This is a genomic window from Streptomyces sp. AK08-02 (assembly GCF_033795085.1).
Classification (GTDB): Bacteria; Actinomycetota; Actinomycetes; order Streptomycetales; family Streptomycetaceae; genus Streptomyces; species Streptomyces echiniscabiei.
Genome location: NZ_JARAZV010000014.1, coordinates 156,625 through 170,062, shown reverse-complemented (window position 1 = coordinate 170,062; position 13,438 = coordinate 156,625). Strand labels below are relative to the sequence as shown.

Annotated in this window: 16 protein-coding genes; 11 read left to right on the top strand and 5 right to left on the bottom strand. The window is 70.1% G+C overall.

What is annotated here, in order from left to right:
* Window positions 1–88 precede the first annotated feature (88 nt).
* The 6 genes from PV734_RS28760 (at window position 89) to galK (ending at window position 8,124) form a co-directional block, all read left to right on the top strand.
* A complete protein-coding gene (locus PV734_RS28760) occupies window positions 89–1,909 on the top strand; it encodes a PQQ-binding-like beta-propeller repeat protein (protein ID WP_319292606.1) in 1,821 nt (606 codons plus the stop codon).
* A gap of 80 nt (window positions 1,910–1,989) precedes the next feature.
* Window positions 1,990–3,627 (top strand): PQQ-binding-like beta-propeller repeat protein, encoded by a 1,638-nt coding sequence (locus PV734_RS28755; RefSeq protein WP_319292605.1) that lies wholly within the window; start codon window positions 1,990–1,992, stop codon window positions 3,625–3,627.
* A 293-nt stretch (window positions 3,628–3,920) separates the two neighbouring features.
* The gene (locus tag PV734_RS28750) at window positions 3,921–4,637 is read left to right on the top strand and encodes a response regulator transcription factor (RefSeq protein ID WP_319096712.1); all 717 of its coding nucleotides are present in this window, start codon (window positions 3,921–3,923) and stop codon (window positions 4,635–4,637) included.
* Between the two features lie 225 nt (window positions 4,638–4,862).
* The gene (gene galT, locus PV734_RS28745; protein WP_319096713.1) at window positions 4,863–5,924 is read left to right on the top strand and encodes a galactose-1-phosphate uridylyltransferase; all 1,062 of its coding nucleotides are present in this window, start codon (window positions 4,863–4,865) and stop codon (window positions 5,922–5,924) included.
* Window positions 5,921–6,910, top strand: coding sequence for a UDP-glucose 4-epimerase GalE (gene galE, locus PV734_RS28740; protein WP_319292604.1), 990 nt, complete (start codon window positions 5,921–5,923; stop codon window positions 6,908–6,910). Before galT ends, galE begins: the two co-directional genes overlap by 4 nt.
* 41 nt (window positions 6,911–6,951) lie before the next feature.
* Window positions 6,952–8,124, top strand: a complete 1,173-nt coding sequence (galK, locus tag PV734_RS28735; protein ID WP_319096715.1) for a galactokinase — start codon at window positions 6,952–6,954, stop codon at window positions 8,122–8,124.
* Between the two features lie 104 nt (window positions 8,125–8,228).
* On the opposite strand, the gene PV734_RS28730 is transcribed toward galK, so the two are convergent.
* Window positions 8,229–8,669: a MarR family winged helix-turn-helix transcriptional regulator gene (locus PV734_RS28730; protein WP_319292603.1), complete on the bottom strand. Its 441-nt coding sequence runs from the start codon at window positions 8,667–8,669 to the stop codon at window positions 8,229–8,231.
* Window positions 8,670–8,735: 66 nt separating this feature from the next.
* Between PV734_RS28730 and PV734_RS28725 the strand changes: the two genes are divergently transcribed.
* Both PV734_RS28725 and PV734_RS28720 read left to right on the top strand, forming a co-directional pair.
* The gene (locus tag PV734_RS28725; RefSeq protein WP_319096717.1) at window positions 8,736–9,110 is read left to right on the top strand and encodes a cupin domain-containing protein; all 375 of its coding nucleotides are present in this window, start codon (window positions 8,736–8,738) and stop codon (window positions 9,108–9,110) included.
* Window positions 9,111–9,251: 141 nt separating this feature from the next.
* Window positions 9,252–9,530, top strand: coding sequence for a hypothetical protein (locus tag PV734_RS28720; protein ID WP_319292703.1), 279 nt, complete (start codon window positions 9,252–9,254; stop codon window positions 9,528–9,530).
* Window positions 9,531–9,533: 3 nt separating this feature from the next.
* Here the strand turns inward: PV734_RS28720 and PV734_RS28715 are convergent, their stop codons facing one another.
* On the bottom strand, window positions 9,534–10,004 hold the full coding sequence (locus PV734_RS28715; protein WP_319096871.1) for an N-acetyltransferase: 471 nt from the start codon (window positions 10,002–10,004) through the stop codon (window positions 9,534–9,536).
* 297 nt (window positions 10,005–10,301) lie between these two features.
* Here PV734_RS28715 and PV734_RS28710 point away from each other — a divergent pair, with 297 nt between their 5' ends.
* On the top strand, window positions 10,302–11,075 hold the full coding sequence (locus PV734_RS28710) for a response regulator transcription factor (protein ID WP_319096718.1): 774 nt from the start codon (window positions 10,302–10,304) through the stop codon (window positions 11,073–11,075).
* A 21-nt stretch (window positions 11,076–11,096) separates the two neighbouring features.
* Here PV734_RS28710 and PV734_RS28705 read toward each other — a convergent pair whose 3' ends face one another.
* The gene (locus tag PV734_RS28705; protein ID WP_319096719.1) at window positions 11,097–11,594 is read right to left on the bottom strand and encodes a MarR family winged helix-turn-helix transcriptional regulator; all 498 of its coding nucleotides are present in this window, start codon (window positions 11,592–11,594) and stop codon (window positions 11,097–11,099) included.
* 118 nt (window positions 11,595–11,712) lie between these two features.
* Here PV734_RS28705 and PV734_RS28700 point away from each other — a divergent pair, with 118 nt between their 5' ends.
* Together PV734_RS28700 and PV734_RS28695 are read left to right on the top strand one after the other, a co-directional pair.
* The gene (locus tag PV734_RS28700) at window positions 11,713–12,549 is read left to right on the top strand and encodes a trans-aconitate 2-methyltransferase (protein ID WP_319292602.1); all 837 of its coding nucleotides are present in this window, start codon (window positions 11,713–11,715) and stop codon (window positions 12,547–12,549) included.
* Entirely contained in the window at window positions 12,546–12,926 is a 381-nt protein-coding gene (locus PV734_RS28695) for a VOC family protein (protein ID WP_319096721.1), read from the top strand. Before PV734_RS28700 ends, PV734_RS28695 begins: the two co-directional genes overlap by 4 nt.
* Here PV734_RS28695 and PV734_RS28690 read toward each other — a convergent pair.
* Both PV734_RS28690 and PV734_RS28685 read right to left on the bottom strand, forming a co-directional pair.
* Window positions 12,901–13,152 (bottom strand): type II toxin-antitoxin system RelE/ParE family toxin, encoded by a 252-nt coding sequence (locus PV734_RS28690; RefSeq protein ID WP_319096722.1) that lies wholly within the window; start codon window positions 13,150–13,152, stop codon window positions 12,901–12,903. The two genes, PV734_RS28695 and PV734_RS28690, sit on opposite strands and share 26 nt — an antisense overlap.
* Window positions 13,149–13,403, bottom strand: a complete 255-nt coding sequence (locus tag PV734_RS28685; protein ID WP_319096723.1) for a type II toxin-antitoxin system Phd/YefM family antitoxin — start codon at window positions 13,401–13,403, stop codon at window positions 13,149–13,151. The genes PV734_RS28690 and PV734_RS28685 overlap by 4 nt, the downstream gene beginning before the upstream one ends.
* Window positions 13,404–13,438 lie beyond the last annotated feature (35 nt).

Sequence of the window (13,438 nt, the reverse complement as noted above, 5' to 3'; positions counted from 1 at the left end):
CTCCCCTGAGGATCTTGCCGAGTGCGTCCGCGCACCCTTCGCGTACCTCGGGGCGTGGCTAAAAATCAGCTGAAGGGGGAACGCGCTGATGACCCAGCCGCCCAGCCAACCACCCCAGGGTCCGCCCCCGGGTGGCTTCGGACCGCCGCCGGAGGTACCGCAGGGCGGGCCACAGGGCGTGCCACCGGGCGCGTCGCCGGCCACGCCGTACGGGTCACCGCCACCCATGCCGCACAGCGCGCCGCCACCCCTGCCACCGGCCCCGCCCACACCCCAGCCGGGCTACGGCCACCCGCAGCAGCCCGGCCCCTACGCCCAACCGGGCCCGTACGGCGGCCAGCCCGGCCCCTACGCGCCCCAGCACCCGGCGTACGGCGCCGCGCCCGGGTACGGCTACCCCGGCCCGCAACCCCCGCAGTTCCCCGGCGCGCCCGTACCCCCGGCGCAGCTCCCGCCCGGCGGCGGTTCCCGCGGCCCCTTCAAGGGGCGGCCCGCGCTGATGCTCGGAGCGGCCGTCGCCGCGCTGCTCGTCATCGGGGGCACGGTGTACGCGGTGAGCAGTGGCGGTAGCGGCGACGACAAGCCCGGCGCGCGAGGCGGTCAGGCCGGCCCCGACCTCTCCGCGCCCGCCTCCGGCCCCGCCGACGCCGCCGCCGGTGACGACGGCAACGGTGGCGGCGGTACCGCCGGCGCGGACCCCGACAACCTCAACGCGGGGCGCAAGGCCGGCGACGCGAAGGTGCTGTGGTCCAAGGACGCGCCGGACGCGCCCGCCTCCGGCGCCAGTGCCGACGGTATGTGGATCACCGACAAGGTTGCCGTGAAGACGGCGTACAAGCAGGTGTTCGCGTTCCGGGTCGGGGACGGGGGCACCGCGTGGGGGCCGATCACCTTCCCGCAGAAGATCTGCGCCGTCACTCCGCAGAAGTCGGCCGACGACAGGATCGTGGTCGCCTATATGAGCGGTGCCAGCGAGCGGGCCAAGTGCAACAAGCTCCAGATGCTCGACCTGAACACGGGTGCGAAGGGCTGGAGCGGCGAGGTCGCCGACGGGGCGCTGTTCGACAGCTCGCTCAGTCTGGAGCTGTCCGTCACCGGGACGACGCTGATGGTCGGGCGTTCGCAGTCCGGCACGGCGTACGACCTGAACACCGGCGCCAAGCTGTTCGACAAGGTGAAGTACGGGGCCGCCTGCTTCCCCGCGGCCTTCGCGGGCGGCGCCAGGCTGATCGTCGTGTCGTCCTGCGGGGCGTCCACCTCCACGGAACACGACGAGGTGCAGGAACTGGACCCGAAGACCGGTGCGGCCCGCTGGACCCGGCCGATTCCGAAGGGCTGGACGGTCGGGCGCACCTACTCCGTCGACCCTGTCGTCCTCTACCTCACCAACGAGGACAAGAAGTCGTGGAACATCTCCACGCTCAAGGACGACGGCAGCTTCCGTTCCGAGGTCTCCGTCGACGAGTCCTTCGCCCCCGTGTGCGGCTGGGCGATCCTCGAACGCGACCTCCAGGGCTGCCAGGGCGTGGCCACCGACGCCGACACCCTCTATCTGCCGACCGAGGCCAACGAGGTCGTCGCGATCAACCTCGCCACCGGCAAGGAGAAGTGGCGCGTCAAGTCGCCGGCCGAGCAGCCCATGCTGCCGATGAAGGTCGAGGGCGGCGCACTCATCGCGTACGTCGAACCGCCGTACGACGCCGGCGGCCAGGTCGTGTCGATCCCCGTCACCGGCGCGAGCCACACCCCGACGAAGCTGCTCCAGAACCCGGCGGGCGCCGCCGAGGTGGAGAACGGCTTCTACTCCAAGGCGTACGACTGGGTGGACGGCCGCTTCTTCCTCTCCACCACCAGGTTGAGCGGCAAGGACGAACTGAAGGAGAAGCTGATGCTCGCCTACGGCAAGTAGGCCCGGCTCTTCCTCCTTTCCTCCCCCTCACCGCTCTCCCCCTCTTCTCTTCTTCTCTCCGCTCCCGAGGTACCCACGTCATGACCCAGCCGCCGCCCCCGCCTCCGCCCAACCAGCCTCCGCCGCCCCCCGGCTACGGCTATCCCCAGGGGCCGAACCCGTACACCCAGCCGCCGCAGGCCCAGCCCCAGCCGCCGTACGGACACGGTTACCCGCAGCACCCGCATCCCGTCTATCCGCCTCAACCCCCTTCGCCCGGAAGGAAGTTGAACGCGCAGGCGGTCATCATCGTCTCGGCCGTCGTCGCGATCGCACTGATCATCGGTGGCGGTGTCTGGTACTCCTCGTCCCAGGGCGGCCAGAGCGACGACAAGAACAACGCCTCCGGCACGACGGGCGGCACGGGCGGCACGGGCGGGACCGACAGTGGCGACGGCGGCGATGACGGCGGCGGCACGGACAAGGCGCCCGCGAACACCGCCTCCAAGGTCCTCTTCCAGGTCCCCGAGCCCGTCGTCAGCGCCGACGAGAGCAGCACCACCGTCGTCGGGTCCTGGCTCACCGACACGGTGTACGCCAAGACCGGTCGCGCCGAGATCGTCGGATACGACCCGGTGAAGGGCACCAAGCTCTGGACGGTCCCGCTGCCAGGCCCGGTGTGCCAGGCGAGCCGCCACACCAACGCCGACCGGCGGACGGCGATCGTGTACGAGCCCGCCATGCCGACCAAGGACAAGCCCTTCCACGGCTGCAGTCAGATCGCGGCGATCGACCTCGGCGCGGGCAGGAAGCTGTGGACGCGGACGGTCAAGAGCGGCGACCAGGTGATCAACTTCGACAACGTGACGGTCAGCGCGAACACGGTCGCCGTGGGCGGCACCAGCGGCGGCGCCGCCTTCGACATGACCGGCAAGGCCCTCTGGGCCCCGAAGCCGACCGACACCTGCTACGACGCGGGCTACGGTGGCGGCGAGAAGCTGGTCGCGGTACGCAAGTGCGGTTCCTACGGCGCCCGGCAGCTGAACATCCAGACCATCGACCCGGTCTCCGGCAAGGTGCTCTCCGAGTACGCCATGGCCAAGGGCATCGAGGACGCCAGCGTCGTGTCGACGAACCCGCTGGTCGTGGCCGCCGACGTCAACCGCTCCGCGGGCGACGGCAGCGGTATCTCGGACATCTTCTCCATCGACAACACGACCGGCCGGCTCCGTACGAAGATCTCGGCGCCCGGCGACCGGTACGCCGCCAGGTGCTCGGGCGTCACCAGGATCGAGTACTGCACCAAGCTGGCCGTCGGCAACGACAGGCTGTACCTCCCGACCGAGGACCACGACGGCACCGGCGAGTACAGCAGGACCAACGAGATCGTCGCCTTCGACCTCGCCACCGGCAAGCAGGACGGCCAACGGGCGGACGCGGGCGACGGCTACTCGATCTCCCCGCTGGCCATGGACGGCGACAACGTGATCGCGTACAAGCGCCCGCCCTACGACAAGGGCGGCCAGATCGTCAGTATCGACGGCGGTTCCTTCGCGCAGACGAAGCTGATGGAGAACCCGGCGACGAAGGCGATCCGCGAGATCGAGGCCGGAATGCAGCCCGAGTACGCCGAACTCATCTACGCCGACGGCCGCCTGTACATGTCTCAGGTGTACGCCCGTAAGCCCTCCGTCACGGGGGAGAAGAGGTACCTGGCGATCGCGTACGGCACGAACTGATCACGCACCAGGCGAACACGATCGCATCGAACACGATCGGCTGATCGCCGACCACCGCCGTTGACGGCCCCGTCCCTGTTCAGGGGCGGGGTCGTGCACGTACTACTCATCACCCTCGAATGAGAGGATTTTCGACGATCCGGGGCACTTCTCTCCAGTAGGGGAAGCGCAACGTCGAACAAGCGTGTAGCTTCCGGGGGCATGAGAAGCGGGGGGAGCCGGGGGGCTCCCGTCCGTGGGGACCAATGGGCATCCAGAAGGGACAACCGTTGGGGGGACTGGGGGGTGGCTCGATGGGAGTGCGGCTGATGGTGGTCGACGACCACCGACTGCTCGCCGAGGCTCTCGCCTCGGCGTTGAAGCTGCGCGGGCACCGGGTGCTCGCCGCGGCGGCGCCCGCCGCGGGCGCGGCGGAACTGGTGATCACACGCGCGCCGGAGGTGTGCCTGCTGGGCACGGCGACACCGGCCGAGCCGGGCATGTTCGACCCGGTGGTACGGATCAAGCGAGAGCGTCCGCAGGTGGCGGTCCTGGTGCTGGGCCCGGTGCCCAGCCCGCGCGGTATCGCCGCCGCCTTCGCCGCGGGCGCTTCCGGATACGTACGTCACGACGAGCGCATAGAAGGCGTCGAGCGCGCCATCATGAAGGCCAGAGCGGGCGAGGTGGCGGTCTCTCCGCAGCTGCTGCAGGGCGCGTTCAGCGAACTGCTCAACCCCGCCGCCCAGCCGGACGACGAGGGCCAGCGCCTCCTGCAGATGCTCACGCCGAGAGAGGTCGAGGTCCTGGTCCGGGTCGCCGACGGCGAGGACACCCGGCTGATCGCGGCCGGCATGGGGATCGCGCCCAGTACGGCCCGTACGCATGTGCAGCGGGTGCTGATGAAGCTGGGGGTCGGGTCGAGGCTGGAGGCGGCGGCGCTGGCGGCCCGGACGGGGCTGCTGGACCGGGCGGGCCCGCTCCCGTCGCACCAGACGCATCCGTCACACTCACCTCCGGAACCGGAGTTCTGACGAGGTAGCGCGTCCTCACGTCGTCCGTCATCTCGTCTGTCGCCTCAGCTGCCCTGACCGCGGAGCCGGAGTTCCCGTGAACTCCGGCTCCGCCGACGTTTCACGGCTCGCCTGGGTATACCGGTGGTTGTGGATTTATGATTTGATGTGTTCGGTTCTGTTTGAAGCTTGTCTTGGCTTGTACTGGCTGGTTGTGGCCGGCTTTGTACGGATGGAGAGTCCGGCGTGAAGAAGACCTCGACGAGGCTCGCCGACGGTCGTGAGCTCATCTACTACGACCTGCGCGACGACACGGTGCGAGACGCGGTGGACCGGCGCCCCCTGGAGCGCACGGTCACCACGTCGCAGGTGCGCCGGGACCCCCTGCTCGGCGATGACGTGGCGATCGCCTCGCACCGCCAGGGCCGCATCTACCACCCCCCGGCCGACGAGTGCCCCCTCTGCCCGACCGAGGGTGACCGGCTGAGCGAGATCCCGGACTCGTCGTACGACGTGGTCGTCTTCGAGAACCGCTTCCCCTCCCTGGCCGGCGACTCCGGGCGCTGCGAGGTGGTCTGCTTCACCTCCGACCACAACTCGTCCTTCGCCGACCTCACCGAGGAGCAGACCCGGCTGGTCCTGGAGGCGTGGACCGACCGCACGTCGGAGCTGTCGCACCTCCCCGCCGTCGAGCAGGTGTTCTGCTTCGAGAACCGCGGCGCCGAGATCGGCGTCACCCTCGGCCATCCGCACGGCCAGATCTACGCGTACCCCTTCACCACCCCCCGTACGGCCCTGATGCTCCGCTCGGTGGCCGCGCACAAGGAGGCGACGGGCGGCGAGAACCTCTTCGACTCGATCCTGGAGAAGGAACTCGCGGGCGAGCGACTGGTTCTGGCCACCGACCACTGGGTGGCCTTCGTGCCGTACGCCGCCCACTGGCCGTACGAGGTGCACCTGTACCCGCGCCACCGGGTGCCCGACCTGCTGGCGCTCGACGAGGCGGCCCGCACAGAGTTCCCCAAGGTCTATCTGGAACTGTTGAGGCGCTTCGACCGGATCTTCGGTGAAGGAGAACCGCCGACGCCGTACATCGCGGCCTGGCACCAGGCGCCGTTCGGCACGCTGGACGAGTTCGAGGGAGTCAACCGCGACGACTTCGGTCTCCACCTCGAGCTTTTCACCATTCGCCGTACTTCCGGCAAGCTGAAGTTCCTCGCGGGCTCCGAGTCGGGGATGAGCGTGTTCATCAACGACATCCAGCCGGAATCCGCGGCCCAGCGACTGCGAGAGGTAGCGAGTTCATGAGCGGTAAGTACCTGGTCACCGGTGGTGCGGGCTATGTCGGCGGGGTGGTCGCCCAGCACCTGCTGGAGGCCGGCCACGAGGTCGTCGTCCTCGACAACCTCTCGACGGGCTTCCGGGAGGGCGTCCCGGCAGGTGCCACGTTCGTGGAGGGCGACATTCGCGACGCCGCCAAGTGGCTGGACGCCTCCTTCGACGGGGTGCTCCACTTCGCGGCCTCCTCCCAGGTCGGCGAGTCGGTCGTCAAGCCGGAGAAGTACTGGGACAACAACGTCGGCGGCTCGATGGCCCTGCTCGCGGCGATGCGCGAGGCGGGCGTCCGCAAGCTGGTCTTCTCCTCCACGGCGGCGACGTACGGCGAGCCGGAGACGACCCCGATCGTCGAGACGGCCCCCACCTCCCCGACGAACCCCTACGGCGCCACCAAGCTGGCCGTCGACCACATGATCACCAGCGAGGCCACGGCCCACGGCCTCGCCGCGGTGTCCCTGCGCTACTTCAACGTCGCCGGCGCGTACGCCACCCAGGGCGAGCGCCACGACCCCGAGTCCCACCTGATCCCCCTCGTCCTCCAGGTCGCCCAGGGCAAGCGGGACGCGATCTCCGTCTACGGCGAGGACTACCCGACCCCCGACGGCACCTGCGTACGGGACTACATCCACGTCGCCGACCTGGCCGACGCCCATCTGCTGGCCCTCACGGCCGCCACAGCGGGCGAACACCTGATCTGCAACCTCGGCAACGGCGAGGGCTTCTCGGTCCGCGAGGTCGTCGAGACGGTTCGGCAGGTCACCGGGCACCCGATCCCCGAGGTCGTGGCCCCGCGCAGGGGAGGCGACCCGGCGGTCCTGGTCGCCTCCGCCGACCGCGCGCGGACCCGCCTCGGCTGGAACCCGACCCGGTCGGACCTGTCGGGGATCGTCGCGGACGCGTGGGAGTTCGCGCAGCGGCACAGCGGCAACAGCGGCAACAGCGCCAACCAGCGATAACCAGCGGTACTGGAACGTACGAGAGGTCAGAGGTAGCGGGCATGACGACTGCGGATGTCGCCGGTGTTTTCGAGGAGCTGTACGGATCGGCACCGGAGGGAGTGTGGGCGGCGCCGGGCCGTGTCAACCTGATCGGCGAGCACACCGACTACAACGACGGCTTCGTCATGCCCTTCGCCCTTCCGCACACGGCGCTGGCAGCGGTCTCCCGCCGCACGGACGGCGTCGTACGCCTGCACTCGTCGGACATCGAGGGCGGGGTCGTGGAACTGCGGGTCGACGCCCTGCTCCCCGAGTCCGACAAGAACTGGACGGCGTACCCGGCGGGCGTGATCTGGGCGCTGCTGGACGCGGGCCACGAGTCGGTCTCGTCCGGCGCGGACATCCACCTCACGTCGACGGTACCGACGGGCGCGGGCCTGTCGTCGTCGGCGGCACTGGAGGTCGTGATCGCCCTGGCCCTGAACGACCTGCACGAACTCGGCCTGGAACGCTGGCAGCTGGCCCGCCTGTGCCAGCGTGCGGAGAACGTGTACGTGGGTGCTCCGACCGGCATCATGGACCAGACGGCGTCGGCGTGCTGCACCGACGGGCACGCCCTCTTCCTGGACACCCGGGACCTCTCCCAGGACCAGATCCCCTTCGACCTCGCGGCCGAGGGCATGCGCCTCCTGGTCGTGGACACCCAGGTCAAGCACTCCCACAGCGAGGGCGAGTACGGCAAGCGCAGGGCGGGCTGCGAACGGGGCGCGGAACTCCTCGACGTGGACGCGCTGCGGGATGTGCCGTACGGGGACCTCGACGCGGCACTCGCCCGGCTGACCGACGCGGGCGCCGACGACGAGGTGCGCCGTCTGGTGCGCCACGTGGTCACGGAGGACCACCGGGTGGAGCGGGTGGTGGAGTTGCTGAAGTCGGGCGGCGACACCCGCGCCATCGGCCCGATCCTCACGGAGGGCCACGCCTCCCTCCGCGACGACTTCCAGGTCTCGTGCCCGGAACTCGACCTGGTGGTCGAGGCCGCGGTCGAGGCCGGCGCCCTGGGCGCCCGGATGACGGGCGGCGGCTTCGGCGGCTCGGCGATCGTGCTGGTCGAGGCGGAGGACACGGACCGCGTCAGCAAGGCAGTGGAACAGGCGTTCGGCGCAGCCGGCTACACGGCCCCCCGGGTGTTCCCGGCGGTGCCTTCGGCGGGGGCGCGACGGGTTCGCTGAGAGTTCGCTGAAGGCGGGGAGTCCAGATCCTTCAGTCCGTCGGCCGCACCCGCACCCGCGCCCGATCGCGATTCGCGGGCGGTCGGGGGCAGGTGCTCACCGGCTCACCAGGCGGGGCGGACGGGCCCCGGGGGTGCGATGTGGGTCAGGCCGGCGACGAGTTCGCCGAAGCGGGTCTCGCCCAGTGCGTCGCGCATCGGTGCGACGGCGTCCCGGGCCGCCTGGTCGGCGGCGCGGGTGGCGGCCCAGCCGGTCTCGGTCAGTGCCAGGAGCCGGGCGCGGGCGTCGTGGGGGTGCGGACGCCGCACCACGTATCCCTTGCGGACCAGGTCCTCGACCAACTGGGCGGCGGCCTGCTTGGTCACCCCGAGGTGTTCGGCCACGTCGGCCGTGGTGGCGTCGCCCGCGGAGATCCGGGCGAAGGCGAAGCCGTGTGCCGGCCGCAGGCCCTCGAATCCCTGCTGGGACACGCGGTCGTGGATCTCCTGCACCAACTGCCCGGACAGGGCCAGTACGAGTGCGGAGAAGGCCAGGGCGTCATCCATGGGTTGACTATAACTCGTCAACCTGCTTGTCTATATAGACAAGCAGGTTGTCTGTAGGGGGTTGGTATGCCTTTCATTCGCAGCGGCGAGGCCGCCGTACACGAGATCCACGGTGCCCGCTTCGTCTCCTACGTCCGCCCGGACATGGGCAGCCGCGACCTCGCCGCCTGGCGCGCCGAGATCCCGGCCGGAACGGTGGGTGTGGCCCACACGATCAGTCACGAGGAGACGTTCTACGTCCTGTCCGGCAGCCTCCGGCTCACCATCGACGGCGAGAGCGCCGAACTCGCCGCCGGTGACGCGGCGGTGGCCCCGGCGGGCTCCGGACTGACGGTCACCAACACCACCGACCGGCCCGCGCACATGTGGGTCACCACAAGCGTCGGCCTCAGTGCCGAACTGGCCGACGGCAGCATCGTCAGCCCGCCCTGGGCCCACTAGGCCCTGAGGCCGGGGCAAAGGCCCGTCGTGAGCGCGGAGGGGGTGGTTCCCGATCGCCACGTCACCCTTTGTGATGTCGGCTCCGGATTCCGCCCGACACCGTGAGAGCGCAGGCCGAGAATTCCGTCCATGGGAGGAATCATGACCGCCGAGCCCGGCTGCCGCTGGCCGGTGCCGCCCCAGGACGGATACACCGTGGACGACCTGTTCACGCTGCCCGACCTCCCGCCGCACACCGAGCTGATCGACGGGAGCCTGGTTTTTGTGAGTCCGCGGCGGCGTTTCCACGCCAAGATGATCGAGATCGACCCCGTGAACAAGACCTACGCCCTCACCGGCATCCACCACGACCACCTGAAGCTCACCGCGCCCTACGACATCGACGTCGACATCACGCTGGACGCGCTCAAGAAGGTCTGACGGTCAGCCGGATGCGACGGTACCCAGCCGCTTCGTCAGCGTGTACTCCGTGACCCCCGGTGGATAGTCCGGGATCACGCACACCACCTCGTACCCCTGCCCGCGGTAGAAATCCGGTGCCTGGAAGTCCCAGGTCTCCAGGCGCGCGTTCGTGCACGCACGCTCCTCCCGTGCCGTGTGCTCCGCTTTCGCGAGGAGGCGGGAGCCCAGGCCCCTGCCCCGGTGCCGGGTGTCGACCCAGAGGTACGTCACGTGCAGCCAGGTGGTCCAGGTGTGGCCGACCAGGCCGCCGGCCAGGCTTCCTTCCTCGTCCAACGCCCATACCTGGAGCGGGAGTTCACGCTCGCCGGGGGTGCCGCGCAGGGCGCGCAGGACAGGCGAGGCAGCCGTGTTCGCCTCGCGCAACCGCGCGCGGAGAACGGAGAGCCATTCCTTGTCGACTTCTGTCTCAAAACGAAACATGCGGCACACCATAAACGCGCTGGCCAATCAGTTCTGCGAATTACCTTCCGCTCCTGGCTCCCAGCCGTACCCTGATGAACAGCATCGGTGGGGGCCGGTGCTGATCAGGGGGCGAGACAGCCGGGTACGACGCCCGGAGTGGGGGTAGCAGTCATCGCACGGCGGCTGCCGCGCGCCGGTGACTGCGGCAGCCCCGTTCCAGGCCGGCAACAGCAGCCGGGGATTGCTCCGGGCGTCGTGTCCGCACGGGTTGTCCCCCCGACGATTGGGTGTCCCCAGCTCTTGAGGAGCTCGGGGAAGGGGGTTTCAGTGGTTCGCATCCGAGTCCTGGTCGTCGACGACCATCGCATCTTCGCCGAGTCGCTCGCCGCCGCACTGGCCGCGGAGCCCGACGTCGACGTCTCCGCCGCCGGCAGCGGTCCCGCCGCGCTGCGCAGTCTGGAGCGCGCGGTGGCCGAGGGCCGCCGGTTCGACGTCCTGCTCGTCGACTCCGAACTGGGCGGCAACATGCCCGGGGTACGTCCGGCGGTGCCCGTGCAGGAGGGCAACGCGGAAGGCCTGGTCGACGGCATCTCGCTGGTCGCGGGCGTCCGTTCGGGACATCCGCACGTACGGACCGTGGTCCTCGCCGAGAAGGACGACCCCCGCAGGGCCGCGCTCGCTCTGCAGGCGGGTGCCTCCGGGTGGGTCGCCAAGGACTGCTCGCTGTCCCGGCTGCTGACCGTCATACGGGGCGTACTGCGCGACGAGACGCATCTGCCGCCCGCCCTGCTCACCGGGGTGCTGCGAGAGCTGACCGCCGCCCGCAAGCACCGCACCGAGAGTGAACGGCTCGTCGAGTCGCTGACGCCCCGGGAGCGGGAAGTGCTGCGATGTATGGTCGCCGGCCTGGGCCGCAAGGCCGTCGCCGAACGGCTGTTCCTCTCCCCGCACACCGTGCGCACCCATATGCAGAACGTGCTGGGCAAGCTCGGCGTCCACTCCACCCTCGCCGCCGTCGCACTGGCCCGGCGGGCCGGCGTCGGACCCGTCGACCTGGGGCACGGCGGACGCATCACGGTGGAGGAGAGCAGCAGCGCCTGACCGGCCGGCCCAACCCGACGGTCAGCCGGGGATGTTGTCGAACGGCGCCGTCAACTGGCGTAGCAGACCGGCAAGTTCGCCCCGCTGTCCACGCGAGAGCTCCGCCAGGATCGCGCGCTCCTGGTACAGCAGACCCGCGAGCGCCTGATCCGCCCTGTCCTGCCCCTCCGTCGTGAGCCGGACCAGCACCCCTCGACGGTCGGTGGGGTCGGGGAGGCGCTCCACCAGCCCCTTCTTGGTCAGCCGGTCGATGCGGTTCGTCATCGTGCCGGAGGTGACCAGGGTCTGGGTGAGGAGCTGACCGGGGGAGAGCTGATACGGGTCTCCGGCGCGCCTGAGCGCGGTCAGGACGTCGAACTCCCAGGGCTCCAGGGCGTGCTCGGCGAACGCCAGCCTGCGCGCACGGTCCAGATGCCGGGCCAGTCTGCTGACCCGGCTGAGTACTTCGAGTGGTTCCACGTCGAGGTCCGGGCGCTCCCGGCGCCACGCAGCGACCAGCCGATCGACCTCGTCCTCCATGACGATCAGTGTAGTGGTTGTGTCGATGTGGAGTCTCTTGATGTCAAGCCTCTCGATATCGAGATTCTCGGTGTGGAATCTCTTGACGTCGAGACATATTTGGCGGGAGGGTAGCCGTATGACCGCCCCCACCTGGGACCCCGCCCAGTACCTCCGCCACGCCGGCCATCGCGCCCGCCCCTTCACCGACCTCCTCGCCCGCGTCCCCGACCTCCCCTCGGAGCCGGTCGCAGGGCCACCCCGTATCGCCGACCTCGGCTGCGGCGCAGGCAACGTCACCGCCGTCCTCGCCGACCGCTGGCCCACCGCGCACATCACCGGGTACGACAACTCCGCGCCGATGCTGGAGCAGGCGGCGCGATACGCGGGGCCCACGGCCGGCGGCGGCCACCTCGACTTCGCCCACGCGGACGCCGCACGCTGGACGCCCTCCGAGACGTACGACCTGATCGTCTCCAACGCCGCCCTCCACTGGGTCGAGGGGCACCTCGACGCGTTCCCGGCCTGGCTCGACGCCGTCGCGCCCGGCGGGACCTTCGCCTTCCAGGTGCCGAACAACCTCGACGCGCCCCTGCACACCCTGCTGCGCGAACTCGCCACCGGCGCCCGCTGGAAGAGCCGCCTCGGCGACCTGCCGCGCGGCGAGGACTCCGTCCACCCGCCCCTCGTCTACCTCGACCGGCTCGCCCGGCTCGGCTGCGAGACGGACGTGTGGGAGACGACGTATCTCCACGTCCTGCAAGGGGAGGACCCGGTGCTGGACTGGGTCAAGGGGACCGGCCTGCGCCCGGTGCTGACCGCCCTGGCGGACGATCCGGAGGCCCGGGACGCGTTCGTCACCGAGTACCGGGACCTGCTGCGTGCGGTGTATCCGACGGAGGCGTACGGCACGGTGCTGCCTTTCCAGCGGCTGTTCGCCGTGGCGCGAAAGGGCGGAAGGCGGGCTGAGCGGTGATCGCCGCCGTCGATCATGTGCAGCTGGCCGCGCCGCCCGGCACGGAGGACGCCCTGCGGGCGTACTACGTCGGCGTCCTCGGCATGACCGAGATCCCGAAGCCGCCGGCTCTGGCCGCGCGGGGCGGCTGCTGGTTCCAGGCGGGGCGGGTGCAACTGCACCTGGGGATCGAGACTGACTTCCGGCCGACGAGAAAGGCCCACCCGGGGCTGCGGGTCACCGGGATCGAGGCGTACGCGGAGAGGCTGGTCGCAGGTGGGGCATCGGCGGCCTGGGACGACGAACTCCCTGGCCGCCGACGGTTCTTCTCGTACGACCCGGTGGGCAACCGGCTGGAGTTCCTGGAGAGGGTCAGACCGTGCGGCCCAGGTGGGTGATGAGGATGTGGATCGCCTCTTGGTCGATGAAGTAGAGGACCCGGTAGTCGTTGATGCGCAGGCGCCGAATGTCGCGTGACCCGTAGGGGATCGACCCCGCCGGGCGAGGATCGGTGGCCAGCTTGTCGATGGTGTCCAGGACCAGGGACAGGCCGCTCGGATCCTCCTTGAGGAACCGAGCCGCGGCGTCGAGGGCGTGCGGCTCGAAGACGATCTCGTACGTCACCGGGTTTCGAGCCCCAGTCGCTTGCGTACCTCCGCCATGGGGATGCCGGGCTCAAGCGCTCCCTCAGCCTTGCGCCGCTGGAAGTCGGCCACCGCCAGCGCGTCCTCGAAATCCTCTATCACCTGAGGCGAGACAAGGAGCGCCGCCACGTGCCCGTGATCGGTAAGAGCGATGGTCTCGCGGCCGTGCGCCGCCCGGCGGACAAGGTCGCCGAGCTGGGAGCGGGCTGCGCTGATCGCAATCTGAGTCATAGCCGAATGATGTCACAAGGTGAATCAAGAGGAAC

What these genes read in the sequence shown, in the direction of transcription:
- PV734_RS28760 (WP_319292606.1), top strand. Translation starts at nt 89, where the DNA reads ATGACCCAGCCGCCCAGCCAACCACCCCAGGGTCCGCCCCCGGGTGGC.
- PV734_RS28755 (WP_319292605.1), top strand. Translation starts at nt 1,990, where the DNA reads ATGACCCAGCCGCCGCCCCCGCCTCCGCCCAACCAGCCTCCGCCGCCC.
- PV734_RS28750 (WP_319096712.1), top strand. Translation starts at nt 3,921, where the DNA reads ATGGGAGTGCGGCTGATGGTGGTCGACGACCACCGACTGCTCGCCGAG.
- galE (WP_319292604.1), top strand. Translation starts at nt 5,921, where the DNA reads ATGAGCGGTAAGTACCTGGTCACCGGTGGTGCGGGCTATGTCGGCGGG.
- galK (WP_319096715.1), top strand. Translation starts at nt 6,952, where the DNA reads ATGACGACTGCGGATGTCGCCGGTGTTTTCGAGGAGCTGTACGGATCG.
- PV734_RS28730 (WP_319292603.1), bottom strand. Translation starts at nt 8,669, where the DNA reads ATGGATGACGCCCTGGCCTTCTCCGCACTCGTACTGGCCCTGTCCGGG.
- PV734_RS28725 (WP_319096717.1), top strand. Translation starts at nt 8,736, where the DNA reads ATGCCTTTCATTCGCAGCGGCGAGGCCGCCGTACACGAGATCCACGGT.
- PV734_RS28720 (WP_319292703.1), top strand. Translation starts at nt 9,252, where the DNA reads ATGACCGCCGAGCCCGGCTGCCGCTGGCCGGTGCCGCCCCAGGACGGA.
- PV734_RS28715 (WP_319096871.1), bottom strand. Translation starts at nt 10,004, where the DNA reads ATGGTGTGCCGCATGTTTCGTTTTGAGACAGAAGTCGACAAGGAATGG.
- PV734_RS28705 (WP_319096719.1), bottom strand. Translation starts at nt 11,594, where the DNA reads ATGGAGGACGAGGTCGATCGGCTGGTCGCTGCGTGGCGCCGGGAGCGC.
- PV734_RS28700 (WP_319292602.1), top strand. Translation starts at nt 11,713, where the DNA reads ATGACCGCCCCCACCTGGGACCCCGCCCAGTACCTCCGCCACGCCGGC.
- PV734_RS28685 (WP_319096723.1), bottom strand. Translation starts at nt 13,403, where the DNA reads ATGACTCAGATTGCGATCAGCGCAGCCCGCTCCCAGCTCGGCGACCTT.